Here is an 18,009-nt window from a genome sequence, read left to right as displayed (position 1 = left end):
AAATACAGATCCCTGTAGCATGCATTGAATATATAAGTATATAAGTATATAAGTATATAAGTATATAAGTATATAAGTATATAAGTATATAAGTATATAAGTATATAAGTATATAAGTATATAAGTATATAAGTATATAAGTATATAAGTATATAAGTATATAAGTATAACTAAAAACGTACGTCACATTACTACTAATAGCAATACTTCATAGTAAAAATAGCATCACCTTTTCTAACTAGCGTATATCCATCATGATAGACGTCCTGTATCAAAGACAGCATAACGAACTGCCTACTACCAGGTAAATTACCGCTGTTGAATATCAATTTGAGCTACTAAAAGGAATACGTTAGCCACTCATATTCGTTATAATCTGCTCACCAATCAAAACCACCAATCGTTAATGAGGAAACCACTATGGTGAAGTGTCACTTATCGACCATCATGGGCGAAAGACGCCTTAAAATTGCCGATGTCGCAAGGGATACTGGCATCAATCGTGGCACCATTACTCGCATGTATCATGAAGAAGCCACCCGAGTTGATCTAGATGTCATCGAGTCTTTATGCACGTATCTTAGAATCAATGTTGGTGATTTATATGAAATCATAAATGAGGACAGCAGTGAGTCGCCTGAGTGAACACCTTCGCTCATAAGACATTATCACCTTTAAAAGTATAAAAAGACCTACAGAAGGTTATTTTCTCTTGCAATAGATTAAAATATAGGTATAATTTGACCTGTAGTAAGTCATTTTATCCATTATTTATACACAATAATCTGCAGGAGAATACTAATGAATAACAATCTATCGCGGCTCAACAGCTGCGCTTGGTTTAGTGAACAGACTAAAAATTTAGCCTCTAAGCTGTTATTCAGCTTACAAGTACAGCAGGGCGTACAACTGGCATCATTACTTGGTGTTGACGCTATTCTTTATAATGATGAAGCGATTTATGTCTGGGTGCAACGACAGCTGGATGATGGTCTTATCGTTGACGACTACACTTTAAGCATCCTTGAAACTGCTTTTATAGAGTTGGTCACAGCTAACACGGACCAAGTAGCATAACTGTTTTAGCTGATATTCGCAGATATCTTGTTCGACAAGAAACAATAATCCTTAAAGCCAGATAAATTTTCATTATCTGGCTTTTTTCTGATATGGGCATAAAAATTTAACAGAAGCTATATTAATGGCTTTTTAATATAGACAAAGATAACGGCAGTCAAACAAAAGTTTTTTTAGTCTTATATTTTCTAAAAGACTTATTCTTTACTAGATTTATCAGCTGCCAGTATAAGTCTATAAAAGCCTCTTTGGGCAGTATGGTTCACTATTGCCATACGTCTTTACTCAGTCGGCTTTGCACGCGGCACCCCAGCTATTTTATAATAAACAAAGCCTCTCTCATCTCTCAAAACACTCTTACTGTCTGCTCTAACGCACCAGCTGATTGCATCAGGCTGCTCTTTATTAACATCACAAGCCAAAATAAACTGCGCACTTTGAGCATTATTAAAGGCCTGTTTCCAACCCGTTTCAAGCTCATCGATGCCGCGCTGTAGCTCTGCTTGCTGGTATTTCATCTCTGCAATCTCATCAAAGCTTGGCACATACCAAAATACCAGAGCCACCAAACTTATTATCACAGCCATCGTACCCGCTGCGACAGCGGCTGCAATCCTTTTAATACTCATAGTCTCAATGGACTTATGAATTTTGTCCAAGTCTTTACTAGCTCTACCCTCGACCTGCTCAATCCGCGTTTTGGTGGTGGTCTCAAAGGTCTCAATATCTTCAATAATCTGCTTATGACCAGCTTGGTACTGATTGGTGAATAGGGCTAGATTGTCAGCGCTTGCGCTAAGTTTATCAGCAACTCCTTGCATGGTACTGATTTGTACCTCTATGCTATCGTTTTTAGCAGTGACGACCGCCTGTACAGCCGTATCAATCTGCTGTTTCATATCGGTGATGATGCCCGCTATTTTGTCATCATAACGACGCGGCATCTCATTGTCAGTGAAAGCCGTCACTGCTGCTTGAAGCTGCTTTAACACGAGTTCTTGATACTGGCTCAATGCCTGCGAAGTCGTGCTTGCGCTACTACCTAATTCTTCAATGGCAGAAGACACCTCATTCACCTTGCTATCAATACCGCTAAGCGAACGCTCAAGCCGCCTCGCTACCGCATCATCGGCTCGCTTAATCAGCTCACGCAAGGCCCCAATGACCGGAGTCAATGAAGTCACTAGGTTAACAAGTTGATCGTGTATGTCTTGCTCATTGCTATTGTCTTTATTCATGGGGTACTCATTATTATAATGCCGCCTAAAATGGGCGTGGTGAGGAGTAGCGGCGTCTTTGTGCTTGTTCATGCGCTTGGATGGCGTTCTTCGTTTTTTGCAGGTGATCTGTCACAGTTTGTGTGAGCGTTGCCCCATCTATGGTGATAGCAGGAACGTGCTCAAAGCGCTCATTGATCTGGGTTAATACCTCGACCTTATCTTGATTGTCAGGCAAGCGCTCAAGCTGTTGCCATAGCGTCGTTGCTGCCTTCTGCACCTGCGTTGCAATTTTTTTGGCATCGGTGTCTCGTAAACTTTTTTGTAGTGTCGTAAAGCTGTCAGTGTGTTTTAGAGTAGTGAATATAAATGCTTGTGCGGCAACCGCCTCAGCCGCGTTGATCACTTCGATCGGTGCATCAACGGCCTTAAAATCAAGGGTATCAACGCGGTCACGCACCCGTACCACTAAATTGTCAAATCGATCTCGATATGCTTTGGTCTCATTGATTCGCTGACGCTTAAGAGATGCCTGCTGCCGTCTCTGTTGTAAAGCTACTCGCCGCCTGATTAAAGCCTCCTCTCGTGCGCGCTCAGCCTCTTCCTTAAGCTTTGCTTGCTCATGTGCTTTATTGAGCTGGTGGTGAAGCACCATCGTACGGTTGCGCCAGTCATCAAGCCGATCTGCGTTCAATTGAGTGGTCTTGGTACGGGTAATCTCATCGTATAGGTCATCATCTTGCACAATCACAGCTTCACTTTGATCCAGTAAGGCGATACGCTGCTCATAAAACGGCGACAGGCGCTGATAGGTTTTTTGACTGGTATTAATTTGCTGCTTTAACTGTTTGATGTCTTCATTATTTGTGGTCTTAAACGCTTTAACATCAGCGGTCAATGCCGTTAAACGAGTGTAAGCATCCGCGTCTACCTCTACTGCTTTTAACGTACTGAGCGCCTCACGCTCTTTTTCAAGGTATTTAAGGCGCTCAACATCCAGATCTGCAAATGCGGCAAACTTATGATAAGTGTCCATGTTATTGGTGACGTCTATCTCTTGTAGATCCGCAAACGCTTGATCCCACTGTAAGGATAAGTCGGATTTTTCAATATCAATCTCATCAAGTGCTTTAAAGCCAGTCGCCAGTTTATTCAGCTTTGCGGCAAATGGTTTTAGGGTGGCCTTTAACCCTTTGTAGTCAGCAACGACTTCATTATTAAGCGGGATCAGCTTTTTTAGCACCGCTTTATTGTTCAGCACTATTTTATCAATCTGTGACAGTTGCTTCTCAAGACTGGTAACGGCACGGCCCGTTTGTAGGGTGTCGTCTTGTCTAAACTGCTCAACCAACGCTAAAGCCTCATTTAGAGCCTCGCTTTTCTCTTTTGTGTTTATTTGCTTGGTAAGCTCAATCATTTTTTGGCGGGACGTGCTGTAATCCTGTCCCACCTCTTCGGTGAACCTCGGTGTGCTTTTAATATTTTTGTCAATAGTGATGGTCTGTTTAGACTGGTGTGCTAACTCTTCATGCAGCCTATCAATGGTTGAGAATAAGGCGCTGCGTACCATCTTTTTTTGCTGCTCAAAATCGTCTGAGATCACTAAAAGCTCATCAAGTGCGTGATCATTGGCCGCATCACTATGCGTCTGACTGTTACTTTTAGGGATAGCGGGTGTCAGTTCAGCGGCGGGATCCACCAAGCGAATGTTACTAAGCTCAAGTCGCGCAAAGGGTTTACGCTTTTTATAATGTATTGTGACGCCGTTAACCTCTTGTTCATTGCTTTCTAGGTCAATACGTCCCTTGTCGTCGTACTCAATTACTAAACCATTTTTTTCAATGTAAGCATTGATCTCATCAATCGTCTCGTTGTACTCGTGAATCACTGAACGATTGCCTGTGAGAATATCCTTATATAGTGATTTACCCAGTTTCATTTTTGGCAAACGATTGATGCCCAGCTCACGGTAGGATTTCTCACTAATGGTTTTATTCTTAGGCAGTAGCTCATTGGCCATATCCGCCCAAAGGGTGCGTTGATATTTAAGCTCATCGCCGCGTCCGTTTAACCCCTTAGATAACCGCTCCTCCGTTGACCACTGCAACCAATTCTTGCGTGCTGATAAAGCATAACCCTCAACATCCGCTACTATCTCACGGCTTGAGAGTAAAATATGGGCATGAAAGTTACGACTGGTCAGCTCAACCACTTCACCTTTCCCCACATGTTTCTCATGACTGTGGGGTCGATGGATGGCCACATCGACAAGCACATTATAGCGATCAGATAAGGTTTGAGCGTAGCGCTCGACCAGCACCATGCGCTGATCAGCGGTGATCCCATCAGGAAACATCACATCAATCTCAGTACCCAATTGAGCGTTTTTACGAGTCTCAATGCGTTCGATATCATTCCAAAAACCCTCACGTGTCACTGCTAGATCCCCAGCAAGAGTTGGCGTTATCAACGCCGTATGCATCACATTTTTCTCAATAACTTGCGTGTATTTAGTACCATCACTGTCCACTAAATTTAAGATTTTGTCTTTAGCTTTACTGGTGTAATCGTGGACGACTCCTGACTGCTCATCAACCAGTTTTGAGCCAGAATTATAAGCCGACTTTGCCACCACGCTATGATTTTTCGCCTTACTAACGGCGCTAACCGACAGGTGAAACCCTTTATTATTCATAGCAAAAAAACCCAATATTGAGAGATGATTTTTTGGGGGTTGTAGGGGGTTCGCCCCCTGCCGAACGACGGAGTTTATGTAAAAAAACAGTACCCCTTGTGGGTCTTTTTTACATAAACTCCTAAGTTCGCTCTTAACAGAGGGTTAAAATACTACTGCGCCCACGAAACGATGTGGTCTTGTGTATTTTACTACCTTGCATACCTATGTATGTACTGCTAGGATCAACTCTATCATAGTTGGCTAAAAAAAGGATGAGGTAATGTCAGTAATATCAGATGATTTATTCGCAAATAAGATTAAGCAATTACAGGCTCTTAAAAAAGAGATTGATCAGGACAGGCTTGAAGCACATAAAATATTGGGGGAGTGGTTGGCCAACGCATTAGACGATGATGATAATCATGAACTGCAAGCTATTTTTTTAGACGCACACGATAATGAAAAATATGCTCGTTTGAAAAAGCACCGTGAATTTTTGAAAGCAATTGCCAATAAAATACAAAGTAAAGCTGAGGTGGTACCAAGCAGCTTTACACCACCTAAAAACAGTCAGGACAGTGACCACGGTTCATTGCTTGATATTTATTCATCATCACAGTAGCTACTCGAAATCGCCTAATTGAAGGTACAGCTGGATCGTCTACTAATTAGCGAAAGGTTAGGAGACGGTTATCGGCTGTTTTAAGCGTTTTAGAATAGCTTTAGCTACCATCGTATCGGACAGAGCGTAAAACGTATATAAGAGTGGTTTCTAGGCTTTTTAGCAACGGTTTGATAAGTGTTTACAGATGTGTCGATAATGGCTACTGAAAATGAAGACAAACTATCTACAAAAAATGAGACTGATATTGAGAATGTGAAAACAGGGTTGTCCAGAATGACAGATGAAGATATTCAAAATATCTTTGACCATGCTTTTGAAGATTTTCAAAGATCCAAGCTTGATCCGAACTATGTGAACGAGGATTAACATCAAGTAAATGGACAATTGCATTCTGAGCTACTGATAAGTTTTATAAGTGATTGGTCGATCAAATTATCATCTTAAATCCGTCGGTTTTTTGGTTTTTTTCCTATTATTTAATATAAAAACATATTTTTTACTTTTAAAGACTTTTAAAGACTTTTAGGACGCTCTCAGACCTTACCAATTAAGGGCTTCAAGATCTATAAAGCTACAATCAGCTAGGTTAATGCTACAATCAGCTAGGTTAATGCTACAATCAGCTAGGTTAAAAGCTACAATCAGCAGGTATTATGCTACAATTAGATAGATTTGAGCATTAAGGCGTAGATATGACTAACCAAGTTGGTTTATATGAGAAGAAATACCCTGCAAATTGGGTTGTTATGCAAAATCGTATTCTACAAGCGTTTTATGAAATGACACTTGATGAAAAACGGTTGCTGTTGCTTGCTAGTTCAGTAGTGCGTTTGATAGATGCCACTGAAAAAGACACTATAGAGATAACCGCGAAAGCATTTGCAGAGGCTTGCAACATTCAAGTGGATTCTGCTTATACTCAATTAAAAGATGCTAGTGAAACGATGATGAGGCGATTTTTTAGCTATAGAAATGAACGCGGTAGCCGTGTCAATGTACAGTGGGTCATCAGATCAATATATGAAGATGGCTATGTGTCTCTATGTTTTACAGATGAAGTGCTACTGATGTTGAAGGTTTTTGATGAAAATAATCCATTCACTAAATATAAAAAAGAAGATGTACTTAAACTGAAGGGTGAATATTCAATAGATATATACCATCTGGCCAAAAAACATGAGGCAATGAGCTCGTGGACAATGTCACTTGAAGAAATTAGAGAGGAGCTAGCTCTTTCTAAATCTTACGAACGTATTAACAACCTAAAAAGTCGAGTCATCAACCCAAGCGTTGAAGAAATAACAGAAAAGTCAGATATTAAAATCACCTATGAAAACGTTAAACGTGGTCGTACCGTCACAGGACTAAAATTTAATGTCAAAGCTAAGCCCACCAAGAAAAAAAGTCTGGAGGACTTAAATCAGAATAATGAGAATAGAGATATACCATCCTTAACCGTCAAACAGATCGACCGTTTTGCGCCTCTATTGGCTAACTATGCCCCATTTGGTAGCTATGCGCCTTCAGGAAAAAGTACCCAAGAAGTGATCAGCTGGTTACACACTCAATTAAGAGATGAAGCTTTTTTAAAGACCCACAAAAAGCACTTACTGGCGATAGGCTATACGTTCCCTAAGCAGAAATCATAATATGAAAAAAGCATGCTTAGTAGTTTTGGCATTACAAATGGTTTATATTGTACGTACATATATAAGCCATTTGTAATGCCATGACGACAACCAATTATAATATCAGGCTCGATCAAGAGCTCAAGGATAGCGCCTTTGCCGTGTTTGAAAGCTATGGATTAACGCCGTCTCAAGCAATCAAATTGTTCTTAACTCAAGTGGCGCAAACCAATACCGTGCCGTTATCCTTTGATTATCAAAAACCCTCTAATCTTAATACGCCGCCACAAACTTCTGCGGGTGATTACGGATTGAGCGGCCAGCGCCATAAATAAATCAGTGTAAAAATAACTGTACAGATATAAGTACAGCTATGGTATATAATATCAGTCATACAAATAAATATGACCAAACACGGAGTAATCGTTATGGATGTTGTGAACTACACTGATTTTAGAAAGGGCCTAGCCAAATATATCGATAAGGTAGATACCGACAAATCGCCGATCGTGATTACTAGACAAAACGCCAAACCTGCGGTACTCATGAGTTTAGAAGAGTTTAATTCATATGAGGAAACGCTTCATCTGCTAAAAAGCCCCACTAATGCCAAGCGCCTCAGACGCTCTATAGCCGATGCTAAGGCGGGTCGTTTAATCGAGCATGACATCAATACGGATGACGCATTATTGACTTGTGATGATGAGGTGGACGCTTGATCTTATCTTGGACACAGGATGCGTGGGAGGACTACGAATACTGGCAAAAAACCAGCAAAGAGAAGGTCAAGCAAATAAGTAAGCTGATTAAAGCCATCAAACGTGACCCATTTGAGGGTATTGGTAAACCTGAACCACTCAAACACGATCTGGCAGGCTATTGGTCGCGTCGCATTGATCAAGAGCATAGACTGGTTTATGAGGTTCAAGATGATGCCATTATCATCGTTCAGTGCCGATATCATTATTAAGTAAACAGTGTTAGTTCACAAAAGTGCTTGATCCTAAGAATCAGGCACTTTTTTATTTTCCATTCTGGCTATGTGTCCTAAAACGAACGAGAAAGCTCTGTAGAGACGTCTAAATATATTGGTTAGTATTTCGACCTAAACATTCGATAACAAACCTTATGTGGTCATACGACGCCATATAATTGCTAATAATGACTATACCTCTGATCACGTTACCACAGATTGACTTCCTCCCCGACCTAAAGGAACGGGGATTCCTACTAAAGACGGCCAAGCCCGACCGCGAGAATGTTTTTTGCTCCATTAACATCTCTGTTATGGGTCGTTTTACAAGAACGACAAAACCATGCTCTTATACCAAGACCTTCTCTACCTTTCGGACTGTCTTGGCGAGAGCCGCAACACGAGCAGGTTTGGGTGGTGTACGCTTCATTGACTTCGATATAGTGGCAACCTGCGTTCGCGCATTTATAATCCAGTTGCCGCTTAATCTCAAACCAACCAGCATCATAGACGGATTTGGCCAGTTTGGATGAAGTGAATGAGTTTGATTTGATTTTACCAACAACGATTAAGCTGTTGGCTTTGACAAGCTTTGATGTGAATTTATGAATCAGATCTTGGCGGGTGTTTTTAATCTTGGCATGAATGACCTTAACCCGTTTTTTGTTTTTGGCACGTTGAGCGATGGCCAGTTTTTCTGCGTATTGATGGGTGACTTTGATTTGTAGCTGATCACCCTCACTACTGACTGCGGCATCTTTACAGCCTAAATCAATACCGACTTGGCCCGTACCACAAACTGTTTTTGGAAATTCTTTGACGGTGATACAGGCGTACCAGTGACCTCGTGCATCTTGTACCAGCTCACAAGTATTGATGGTATAGAGCGAGAGGTTATAGCTATCCCACAAATCAATGATCAGCTTTTTGCCTTTAGCGAGGCTTAGCTGAATAGTAGATTTAAGGCTTTTCTTGCCTGACTGACGGGTTGTTAGGTGCTTAATGGCGGTCTTTTTAAACGGAATCCAGCCCAAGCTTCTTCTCTTGGCTTTTGGGTTATTGGTACGCCAGTTGAGTTTGGCTTTTTTAAACTGTTTACGGGATTTAGCGTGAACCTCACTGATCGCTTGCAAGGTTTGACTGTGCAGATTCAGGTATTCACCCGCCCCTTTAGTATAAGCGGCCAAGTCATAGGCTGAAAAGAATTTGCCCGTGCGCTGTAAATGTTTAAAACTTAGCTCATTGACGTAGTTCCAGACAAAGTTGACTGCCCCAGCTAAGATATTGAGCTGAGTGGCGTGTTTGTCTTTGATGCGTAGTTTGAGCGTTTTCATGGAGTAATTATGATCTCAATGCAGTTGGGTATCAAGGGGTTCGCCATACTGGGCGACAACGACTGACGCCTGATATCCACGCCCTAGAAGGACGTGGTTTTACGGCGTTAGATGATAAAATAGACGAATTACCGCCACTAACTGCTAAGCAGCAAGCAGACTCAGAGCATCTAGCCACGCTTAGCGATGACGACATTGATTTATCGGACATTCCAGAAGTCACCGACTGGTCAGGCGCGATCCGTGGCAGTATCAAATCTCAAGCGTTGTCTACGGAAACCAGTGTCATTAGCCCAAGTATCCTTACCAAATTCAAGGACAGAGCTAAGCAAACAGGCGGTAACTATCAAGACATGATCAACGATGCCCTAGAAGAATACCTAACCGATCACTAGGCATTAAATAACAAGCACATGACCTCAAGATTACTTGGGGTTTTTTTACATTCTATATTGTAGTATGTTGTATATTGTAGTATATTATATACAACATACTACAATATACTATTAAGGGATACAAAATCATGGCACTCACGATACAAGATATTCATGCAGCAGCAGACCAATTACAAGAGCAAGGGGTTAAGCCGACACTGGCAGAGGTGCGTAAGGCGCTAGGCGGTGGATCATTCACGACTATCAGTGATGCTATGCAAAGCTGGAAGCGAGAACAGCAAGAAGAGCAAGAGCTACAGCAAGTAGACTTACCTAGTGGTATCACAGAACGCTTGCACACGCTTGGGGCTGATATGTGGCAGACGGCTATTGATATGGCTAATGATAGATTGTCTAAAGAGCGTGAAGCTTTAGAGGTGGTTAAGATCAAGGCACAAGCAGAGATGGACGAAGCGCAAGAAGCGGTTAAGACCTTGGAGGGGGAACAAGCGGATTTACTACAGCAACTGGACGAGGTGACCGGCACTGCGGAAACAGCAACTAAAAGCGCACAGCAAGCCACAGCTGACCATGACGCTACCAAACAGACGCTATTAGATACTAGGCATGAATTAGAGCTTGAACGCACTAAGGCTAAGACCGCGCAATCACAGCTTGCAGAGGTGAGTAATGCATTAGATAAGCAATCTATAGAGCTGACTAGCAGTCTTGGTGAGGTAGCCACGCTTAAAGCCACAGCTGATAGTGATAAGGCAGAGATTGCACGTTTAAAGATTGAACTTAAAAATACTAAGTCAGAGCTAAAGGCAGTCACCACTGAGCGGAATGATATACAAACGGCTACCGCAGAGATCAAAGGAGAGTTAAAGGCAGTCACCGCTGAACGTGACAAGCTATCAGGACTTAATAATCAGCTGACTCAAACTCAGGCTAAGCTTGAAGCCGAGCATAGCGTATTGAATAAACAATATAGCGAGCTATCAAGCCGTCATTTATCAAAGCAGGAACAAGTGACTCTGTTACAAGATCAACTTAAGAAAGCACAAGATGCTCTAATACTTATTCAAAACAAAGATAATACTTTGGATGCTGACTAAATAAAAGTATTCGAGGTTTCAGTTTAATTAGGATTTCAAGATAAAGAACAGTTATAAGTTTGGGAGGTAGTTTACCCAAGGCATAGATCTCGTTCTATTCACACTAAGCTTATGAATCAACCATGACAATATCGACTCACTGAATAAGTGACTGCTGTATAATAACTATTCTAAATTTTTCTCTGGACTCTTATAGTATATAGCCGAGTGGGCTATATACTACTTAAATTAGCCTAAGTGAATTTATGCTGATTTTGGAGCCTTGAGCAGATTTCAAGGAACACTCACCCTAAAGCGATTATGAGTAGATAAAATACTCACAATCGCTTTAGTGCATTCCTTGGATTTGATGTGATTAGTCATGCCGACTTCATCGCCCATCGCGTCATCAAGACCGTATCACTGTATCAAGCTACGGTTGTTAAGATTACGGCTGATAGCACCGCCTAGACACGCTCTTAACCGCTACTGTGCTGTCATACGCTAGCAAGGGCATAAACCCAATATACCGCTACGATATGCACGAGTAACCACTCATTGCGTTGCTCAATATGTCTAGAACCCCCTGTCGAGAGCTTACCCCTGTGTCAAACGCAGTCGTCGCCGAGGCCTGCCACCCATTTGACGGGTAACGGGTACAAAGAGAGCAGCACAAGGATGTAACGAGCGAACAAGCAGTTTTTAAAATGTATAGTGAATAAGGTTGATATGAAAGCAGATTTTGGATAAAATGACCCTAAACGGGCATTTAATGCTGTTCAAATAACGCAGTCTGTGTGCTTATTTGTTCGTTACAGGGTGTTGACGCACACTGTAACCGTTATCTACATTTAAAACTAAATGCCTCTGGGAGTCAACTCCCAGAGGCATTTTTTTGTTTGACATATAGACTAGGTTTTTAATATCTAGTTCTGCATTAAATTGCTTAGGCTTTTTTTATCATCATTTAGCGTAAGTATTTCAATTATTTTGAAGTTAGCATTTAGTACATACTCACAAGACGTTAAATTTCCAACCATACTAGGGTGGTTTAAGTAGGAGTATAACTTGAAAATTATCTTTACCATTCCTCCACTATCCACTGTACTGATAGCTGGCTGTGCCACAAACTCTGTTTAGACTATATCCTCTGAACAAAGGAATGTAGTCACAACCGTATTAAAACTTAATAGCTCTGCCTAACCACGCTACCAACTCACGGGCAGGAGCCTGACTCAAACACTGTGGACAATTAATATAGGTCATTATACAGTCATTTAAATCAGTCAACATATGCAGTAATAACCCTAAACCAATTATCTTATAGGGCTTTGGTAAAAACAACATGCCCGCATATACTGCCATCGCATAATAAGTATGTAGCGGATGGAAATTAATACTACAACGATTGGGCGAAAAGATAGGTGTCGCTAGAAGATGATCTAAATCAACTAGCATGGTTGCTATTAGGATCAAATAAACTCGCTTATAGTCACTACGAAAAAACATATAGGCGATAATCAACGGCATGCCAAAATGTAGAAAATAATGGATAACGGTTTGACTCATCGATTTTTCCGATTCAAGATAGTTTGTAGTGGCACATCAATCTCAGATAAAACATAAGATATTTTTGTCTTTCGACTGCATGTGAAATATATACATCATACACTCACCTTCTCATTATTATACCTGTCCAAAAAATCACTGGTTGAGATGAGATATAGACTTATTACCATAATAGCTATTTAATAGACTTTATATATTTTTCTTCAAATTAAAATGCAGCAACCTAAACAAGGGTAAATTATGAGTAATTCAGATAACCACAGTCATCAAGCTCCAGACCCTAAAAATATGAATAAAGCTTTTTATATTGGGATTGGTCTAAATTCTGCATTTACGCTCATCGAGTTTATAGTGGGCTATTCAACTAATTCATTAGCTTTAATCGCAGACGCTAGCCACAACTTAAGTGATGTTGCCAGTTTAATAATCTCGTTAATTGGAATGAAATTAGCACAGAAAGCATCTACTACGCTTTATACCTATGGCTACAAAAAAGCTTCTATAATGGCGTCTCTTATTAACGCCATATTGTTAGTTACAATCGTTATAGGTATTGCGTATGAGGCCTTGGGTCGATTTGATACGATACCGGAAGTTGCAGGAAAAGTTATTATTATTACAGCTCTAATAGGTGTATTTATAAATACTGTTACTGCTTTTGCATTCTACAAAGGTCAAAAAGACGATATTAATATCAAAGGTGCTTTCTTGCATCTAATGGTAGATGCATTGGTCTCTTTAGGTGTCGTTATCTCGGGCATTATTATTTACTATACAAGTTGGAATATCGTTGATCCTCTAGTTAGCTTGATTATTTCAGTCGTTATACTGTTATCGACTTGGGGTCTACTAAAAGAGAGTATCAAGCTTGCTATCGACGGAGTACCTCAAAATGTTGATCTCAGTAAAATCACTGCTATCTTAGAGAGCTATAATTTTATTCAAAACTTTCATCATTTACATATCTGGGCTTTGAGTACCACTGAGAATGCTCTTACAGTTCATATTGTACCGAAGACCGATATAACGTTTGAAGAGACTATTACTATGAAAGAAAACATCAAGGAAGATTTGGCGCATCAGAATATACAACATGCAACTATTGAATTTGGTACTAAGGCAGATGACAATCAAAAATCGCGTGCATTAAATGAAAGTATCAACTAAAAGATGATAGACCGTATATAGCTATCTCTTTTTAAGTATGAGGCGCGTGCCTTATGTCAACATAATTTTTTCAATCAGTTCTTATGTGATCAATAGTTTAAAACTTTTATATTTACGTGCGTTAGGACGTTACCTAGAAAAAATAAAAAACTTACGCTGATTAAATTATTATGATTAAGTTTACTATTACCCTCGTCTTCTAAGTGTGGTTAGACCTTTGCCAAAATAGCTTATTAGTAATAACAGGGTTATTATTATCAAGATAGGATAATTTCCCATAAGCATAAAGGGCGTGTTACCAACCCGTGCCTGTATCTCACCACGTAGTACAGTACGCTCAAACTGCGGTGCGCGTTTTACAATACGACCTTTATGGTTAATGATAGCGGTAACACCAGTATTGGTCGCTCGAATAAACCAGCGCCCGTTCTCAAGCGCGCGCATTTGTACCATTTGCAAATGTTGCAATGGTCCTGCTGAAGTGCCAAACCAGGCATCGTTAGAGACGGTCAACAAAAAGTCAGTATCGATGGCATTTTTACGCGTGGTATCTGGATAAGCTACCTCATAACAGATAGCCGTCCCTATATTGTGTTCACGCACCTTTAGCGGTGACTGCTGATCACTACCACGACTATAGCTCTTAATATCCTGACTACCGGCCAAACTTGGGAAAATATCGAGCACGCCTTCAAATGGAATATACTCTCCAAAAGGCACTAGACGCTGCTTCTTGTATAGGCCTTCCGCTTCTACACCTCGAGCAATCACGCTATTGTAAAATGGGGGATACTTATCCGTACTGGCATTGAATGCCGCTTTATCCTTATAAGGGATACCAGTTATCCATGTCGTATTGGTCGCATTGGCCATTTCTATCATTTCACTAATAAAGCCCGCAGCCTCATCCTGAAACATCGGAATAGATGATTCAGGCCACACCACCACATCACGTCCCCACTCAGTGCGCGTTAACTTCGCATAAATCTTTAGCGTTTCTACTTGATATTGCGTCAGCCACTTTATATCTTGTGAAATATTACCTTGAATCAATGACACTGACAGATCAGGTGTGCCCTTAGGTTTTGTCCATTGCGGATTGACCAGCCATAATGATGTGCTAATGGCTAATAACAGTACAGAAACGACGGCATAACTACTGCGTCGAAGCAGTAGCTCTACTAAACTTGCAGCCAATAGTATGGCAACAAAAGAGACGGCAAAAACACCAGCAACGGGTGCTAAGGACGATAACCAATACTCTTCAGTAAATGCATAACCAACAAATAGCCACGGAAAGCCTGTGAATAACCAAGTTTTTAACCATTCTTGTAGCACCCAAAGAGCAGCAAATGAAAAGGGTTGTTTGCCTACCATACGGTTAAAGACTAGTGCTAAAAATCCATGAAACAGTCCCATACCGAGACCCATCAATCCAATCATAATCAATGCGAGCCACGTTGGAGTATCGCTATAATCATGGATGGCAGTATAGAGCCAAAAGCCGCCGACGCACCATAGCCCCATACCGTAAGCTTCACCGATAATAAAAGCGCGACGACCACTCATATTTGGTACCAACAGCGCATATAAAATCGCTGGTGACACTATTGCTAGCGGCCAGAACCCATGAGGCGCTAGCGCAAATAAAAAAATAGCCCCTGCAAGCCATGCTGCTACTAGCGTAAACCATAGCGGTAATTGATTTGAGTGAGTACTCAAACGCTTTTGTAGATTAATAGTAGACAGGCGCATCGCAAATTATCCAAAATTATGAGTTTTGAATTTTTAGTCAAAATCCAAAACTCGGATAGACCTGTTAATACTACAGGCAGCATTTCAAAATGAAAACTGCTTATGATACCAGTCCGCACTGCTCAATGGATAAATTTACGTACTCCGTTTGATGGGTTATTATGCTACATTACCAAACGATATGAAGTGTTACTTGACCTTCTATAGCTCACAATATCTACAGTACATGAGAGAGCACTATGACCCCCTTAAAAATAAAATCCAGTCTTATATTCAATCGTTATCTGTCTAAGGGGTTGCGTAGTACGTTAGTATTACTTGCCGCCTCATCACTATTTGCTTGTAGCCAACCGAGTAGTGGCGTATCTGATGCAAGCACAACATCGGCATCAACTGAAGATGTAGTGACTGTTCCGAAGACAGCTGAACCAAACGTTATAAATACTCCTATGATGACATCAGTAAGTAAACCAGACCTACTAAAAAACGTCTCAGCCACTGTCTATAAAGATGCCAATTGCGGCTGCTGTAAAGAATGGATAAGTCATGCAGAAGATAATGGTCTAAGTGCAACCGCGCAAGATGTTGCGGACTTAGCCGTATTTAAAGAGCGCTACAGCGTTCCAAATGAAATGCGTTCTTGCCATACTGTAGTCACTACTGATGGTTACGTCTTTGAAGGTCATGTACCCGCTAAATATATGGCGCAGTTTTTAGAAAATCCGCCAGTACAAGCTATGGGTCTTGCCGTACCTGGCATGCCTGTTGGTAGCCCAGGTATGGAGTATCAAAATAAATTCATGCCCTATCAGGTTATGCAGCTCAATAAAGACGGGACAACCCAAGTTTATGCTGATATTGAATCGGTAGAGCAGCAATTATAGTGTGTTAGCAGTTAAGAATACTTTGATTATAGTGTTAGCGTTAAAAGTAAATGAGGCAGGTATAAGACTGTTCTATTGCTTATAAAATGATTCTTCATCAAAAAAATCATTAGCTATTGCGACTTTAAAAGCAAAAATAACTTTGAATTTGTAACTTTTGATGACAATGTAAGCGGATTTATCGGTTATTAACCCTTAAAATAGATAAATAATTAAGGGTTAATACAAGAATATACAGGATGTATCGAAACAATTACGTAATATTACATAAGCCAGTAGGGAATTAACATCTATATTAATATTATAAATTATTATATTATCTTAATAATTAGTTAGACCCTATATAGGGTAATTACTTCATCCAATAAAAAAACGTCTGAGGGTTAAATCTATAATTTAGATTTAACCCTCAGACGTTTTTTTGCTTATAAAACAGTAGAAATTGTTGTCAATTTAGTCAGCTATATTCTGTATATGTTACACAAACTTACATTGTAAAATGTGGAATATTAGCAATTTTTTCAACATCAAAAAAGTATTTTTGGGGTTTTTAAGGGTGATGACAGGCTAAACAGCCTATGCTAAAGTCGGCTTTGTGTTTTGGCCAGCAGCTTGATTTGCAACAGCTTCGTAAGACTTCAATGATGTGCTGTGATCGCCAATAATCATTTTTTATATGAATAATATGCAGCAGAAGTATCAGTCACTATGACGTATATATACTTGAGTTGTTGAAATTTAATTGACTGCGCTGTTGTTGATAACAGACCATTTTGAATTAACCGTAGGTATTAGATTTATGAAACAGGCTTTATTGATTTTGTCAGTACTGGGTATGGGCATAGCACAAACGAGTGGTGCTGCTATCACAATCTCTCAAACAAATAATACCATCACCAATACTTCTGTGGCATCAAACTACGGTTCATCAAAAAACATCTATAGCACTAGCAGTGGTGCTTATGTTTCTAGTAATGACGAAATCAGTCAAGCTATTAGCAACCTAAGTGCGCAGGCTAAGCAAAAAGAGAGTCGGCTTTCATCATTAAACAGCCGCTTATACGCTGAAAAACAACAGCAGCAAGTCAATACAGTTCCTGATAGCAATTCAGCCCCCGCTATCGCTGCTGCTCGCGCCTCAAAAGTGGCTCTATCTGGTAGCTCTGGATACTGTGCCCGTTACGTACGTAAAGCACTACAATCAGCAGGTTATGAGTTCACCCCCAATCCTTCAGCCTATCAGTACGCCACTCGTGGCACGCTTGATAAAGCAGGTTTTAGCAAAATCAGTAATGATATGCCAACCCAAGTAGGTGATGTTATTGTCTATGATCGCTCATCAAAGCGTCCACATGGCCATATCCAAATCTTTGATGGCGAAAACTGGATTTCTGATTTCCGTCAGAACAGCATCAGCCCATACAGTGGTGTCTATGCTTATACCACATGGCGTGATTCAAAATACGTGGATGACGCATCCGCATCAGATCGAAATATCTACCTTGCTATGAATGATAAATAAGACCTGATAAGTCAGCACAACATAGTTATTATTTCCTCCAACCCCAGTAGTGATCTTAATATCATTGCTGGGTTTTTTTGTGCTTAACATCAGGGTGTATTTAACCTTTC

17 protein-coding genes are annotated in these 18,009 nt (G+C 40.5%); 12 read left to right on the top strand and 5 right to left on the bottom strand.

Features of this window, described 5'->3' with window-relative positions; translation table 11 throughout:
- Positions 1-420 precede the first annotated feature (420 nt).
- A complete protein-coding gene (locus ACSUPM_RS14120) occupies positions 421-645 on the top strand; it encodes a helix-turn-helix domain-containing protein (protein WP_025652654.1) in 225 nt (74 codons plus the stop codon).
- Between the two features lie 156 nt (positions 646-801).
- A complete protein-coding gene (locus ACSUPM_RS14115; RefSeq protein WP_436880332.1) occupies positions 802-1,077 on the top strand; it encodes a hypothetical protein in 276 nt (91 codons plus the stop codon).
- A 281-nt stretch (positions 1,078-1,358) separates the two neighbouring features.
- Here the strand turns inward: ACSUPM_RS14115 and ACSUPM_RS14110 are convergent, their stop codons facing one another.
- Both ACSUPM_RS14110 and ACSUPM_RS14105 read right to left on the bottom strand, forming a co-directional pair.
- Complete coding sequence (locus ACSUPM_RS14110; RefSeq protein WP_436880331.1) at positions 1,359-2,315, bottom strand: hypothetical protein; 957 nt, start codon at positions 2,313-2,315, stop codon at positions 1,359-1,361.
- Positions 2,316-2,340: 25 nt separating this feature from the next.
- Positions 2,341-4,989 carry a MobA/MobL family protein gene (locus ACSUPM_RS14105; protein WP_436880330.1) on the bottom strand — a complete coding sequence of 883 codons (2,649 nt, stop codon included), beginning with the start codon at positions 4,987-4,989 and terminating at the stop codon, positions 2,341-2,343.
- A 262-nt stretch (positions 4,990-5,251) separates the two neighbouring features.
- Here ACSUPM_RS14105 and ACSUPM_RS14100 point away from each other — a divergent pair, with 262 nt between their 5' ends.
- The 6 genes from ACSUPM_RS14100 (at position 5,252) to ACSUPM_RS14075 (ending at position 8,194) form a co-directional block, all read left to right on the top strand.
- The gene (locus ACSUPM_RS14100; protein ID WP_025652650.1) at positions 5,252-5,593 is read left to right on the top strand and encodes a hypothetical protein; all 342 of its coding nucleotides are present in this window, start codon (positions 5,252-5,254) and stop codon (positions 5,591-5,593) included.
- A 198-nt stretch (positions 5,594-5,791) separates the two neighbouring features.
- On the top strand, positions 5,792-5,962 hold the full coding sequence (locus tag ACSUPM_RS14095; protein ID WP_156410067.1) for a hypothetical protein: 171 nt from the start codon (positions 5,792-5,794) through the stop codon (positions 5,960-5,962).
- Between the two features lie 326 nt (positions 5,963-6,288).
- Positions 6,289-7,245, top strand: a complete 957-nt coding sequence (locus tag ACSUPM_RS14090) for a replication initiation protein (protein ID WP_025652649.1) — start codon at positions 6,289-6,291, stop codon at positions 7,243-7,245.
- A gap of 80 nt (positions 7,246-7,325) precedes the next feature.
- Positions 7,326-7,559 (top strand): type II toxin-antitoxin system RelB/DinJ family antitoxin, encoded by a 234-nt coding sequence (locus ACSUPM_RS14085; protein WP_025652648.1) that lies wholly within the window; start codon positions 7,326-7,328, stop codon positions 7,557-7,559.
- Between the two features lie 93 nt (positions 7,560-7,652).
- The gene (locus ACSUPM_RS14080; RefSeq protein WP_025652647.1) at positions 7,653-7,943 is read left to right on the top strand and encodes a type II toxin-antitoxin system Phd/YefM family antitoxin; all 291 of its coding nucleotides are present in this window, start codon (positions 7,653-7,655) and stop codon (positions 7,941-7,943) included.
- Positions 7,940-8,194 (top strand): Txe/YoeB family addiction module toxin, encoded by a 255-nt coding sequence (locus tag ACSUPM_RS14075; protein ID WP_025652646.1) that lies wholly within the window; start codon positions 7,940-7,942, stop codon positions 8,192-8,194. Before ACSUPM_RS14080 ends, ACSUPM_RS14075 begins: the two co-directional genes overlap by 4 nt.
- Before the next feature lie 260 nt (positions 8,195-8,454).
- Here the strand turns inward: ACSUPM_RS14075 and ACSUPM_RS14070 are convergent, their stop codons facing one another.
- Entirely contained in the window at positions 8,455-9,531 is a 1,077-nt protein-coding gene (locus tag ACSUPM_RS14070; RefSeq protein ID WP_101211256.1) for an RNA-guided endonuclease InsQ/TnpB family protein, read from the bottom strand.
- Between the two features lie 523 nt (positions 9,532-10,054).
- On the opposite strand from ACSUPM_RS14070, the gene ACSUPM_RS14065 reads away from it, so the two are divergent.
- Positions 10,055-11,023: a DNA-binding protein gene (locus ACSUPM_RS14065; RefSeq protein WP_025652670.1), complete on the top strand. Its 969-nt coding sequence runs from the start codon at positions 10,055-10,057 to the stop codon at positions 11,021-11,023.
- Between the two features lie 1,158 nt (positions 11,024-12,181).
- Here the strand turns inward: ACSUPM_RS14065 and ACSUPM_RS14060 are convergent.
- Positions 12,182-12,571, bottom strand: coding sequence for a DUF6122 family protein (locus ACSUPM_RS14060; protein ID WP_025652669.1), 390 nt, complete (start codon positions 12,569-12,571; stop codon positions 12,182-12,184).
- A 240-nt stretch (positions 12,572-12,811) separates the two neighbouring features.
- Between ACSUPM_RS14060 and ACSUPM_RS14055 the strand changes: the two genes are divergently transcribed.
- Positions 12,812-13,738, top strand: coding sequence for a cation diffusion facilitator family transporter (locus ACSUPM_RS14055; protein ID WP_201572546.1), 927 nt, complete (start codon positions 12,812-12,814; stop codon positions 13,736-13,738).
- 186 nt (positions 13,739-13,924) lie between these two features.
- Here the strand turns inward: ACSUPM_RS14055 and lnt are convergent, their stop codons facing one another.
- Positions 13,925-15,493 carry an apolipoprotein N-acyltransferase gene (gene lnt / locus ACSUPM_RS14050; RefSeq protein WP_068039556.1) on the bottom strand — a complete coding sequence of 523 codons (1,569 nt, stop codon included), beginning with the start codon at positions 15,491-15,493 and terminating at the stop codon, positions 13,925-13,927.
- Positions 15,494-15,732: 239 nt separating this feature from the next.
- Between lnt and ACSUPM_RS14045 the strand changes: the two genes are divergently transcribed.
- Positions 15,733-16,377 (top strand): DUF411 domain-containing protein, encoded by a 645-nt coding sequence (locus ACSUPM_RS14045; RefSeq protein WP_082787298.1) that lies wholly within the window; start codon positions 15,733-15,735, stop codon positions 16,375-16,377.
- Between the two features lie 799 nt (positions 16,378-17,176).
- Positions 17,177-17,899, top strand: a complete 723-nt coding sequence (locus tag ACSUPM_RS14040) for a CHAP domain-containing protein (protein ID WP_436880329.1) — start codon at positions 17,177-17,179, stop codon at positions 17,897-17,899.
- Positions 17,900-18,009 lie beyond the last annotated feature (110 nt).

This window comes from Psychrobacter okhotskensis, assembly GCF_965638355.1.
GTDB lineage: Bacteria > Pseudomonadota > Gammaproteobacteria > Pseudomonadales > Moraxellaceae > Psychrobacter > Psychrobacter okhotskensis.
This window is presented reverse-complemented; position numbering and strand designations above follow the sequence as displayed.

What these genes read in the sequence shown, in the direction of transcription:
- ACSUPM_RS14070 (WP_101211256.1), bottom strand. Translation starts at nt 9,531, where the DNA reads ATGAAAACGCTCAAACTACGCATCAAAGACAAACACGCCACTCAGCTC.
- ACSUPM_RS14065 (WP_025652670.1), top strand. Translation starts at nt 10,055, where the DNA reads ATGGCACTCACGATACAAGATATTCATGCAGCAGCAGACCAATTACAA.
- ACSUPM_RS14040 (WP_436880329.1), top strand. Translation starts at nt 17,177, where the DNA reads ATGAAACAGGCTTTATTGATTTTGTCAGTACTGGGTATGGGCATAGCA.
- ACSUPM_RS14060 (WP_025652669.1), bottom strand. Translation starts at nt 12,571, where the DNA reads ATGAGTCAAACCGTTATCCATTATTTTCTACATTTTGGCATGCCGTTG.
- ACSUPM_RS14120 (WP_025652654.1), top strand. Translation starts at nt 421, where the DNA reads ATGGTGAAGTGTCACTTATCGACCATCATGGGCGAAAGACGCCTTAAA.
- ACSUPM_RS14110 (WP_436880331.1), bottom strand. Translation starts at nt 2,315, where the DNA reads ATGAATAAAGACAATAGCAATGAGCAAGACATACACGATCAACTTGTT.
- lnt (WP_068039556.1), bottom strand. Translation starts at nt 15,493, where the DNA reads ATGCGCCTGTCTACTATTAATCTACAAAAGCGTTTGAGTACTCACTCA.
- ACSUPM_RS14045 (WP_082787298.1), top strand. Translation starts at nt 15,733, where the DNA reads ATGACCCCCTTAAAAATAAAATCCAGTCTTATATTCAATCGTTATCTG.
- ACSUPM_RS14105 (WP_436880330.1), bottom strand. Translation starts at nt 4,989, where the DNA reads ATGAATAATAAAGGGTTTCACCTGTCGGTTAGCGCCGTTAGTAAGGCG.
- ACSUPM_RS14095 (WP_156410067.1), top strand. Translation starts at nt 5,792, where the DNA reads ATGGCTACTGAAAATGAAGACAAACTATCTACAAAAAATGAGACTGAT.
- ACSUPM_RS14090 (WP_025652649.1), top strand. Translation starts at nt 6,289, where the DNA reads ATGACTAACCAAGTTGGTTTATATGAGAAGAAATACCCTGCAAATTGG.
- ACSUPM_RS14055 (WP_201572546.1), top strand. Translation starts at nt 12,812, where the DNA reads ATGAGTAATTCAGATAACCACAGTCATCAAGCTCCAGACCCTAAAAAT.
- ACSUPM_RS14085 (WP_025652648.1), top strand. Translation starts at nt 7,326, where the DNA reads ATGACGACAACCAATTATAATATCAGGCTCGATCAAGAGCTCAAGGAT.
- ACSUPM_RS14115 (WP_436880332.1), top strand. Translation starts at nt 802, where the DNA reads ATGAATAACAATCTATCGCGGCTCAACAGCTGCGCTTGGTTTAGTGAA.
- ACSUPM_RS14080 (WP_025652647.1), top strand. Translation starts at nt 7,653, where the DNA reads ATGGATGTTGTGAACTACACTGATTTTAGAAAGGGCCTAGCCAAATAT.
- ACSUPM_RS14100 (WP_025652650.1), top strand. Translation starts at nt 5,252, where the DNA reads ATGTCAGTAATATCAGATGATTTATTCGCAAATAAGATTAAGCAATTA.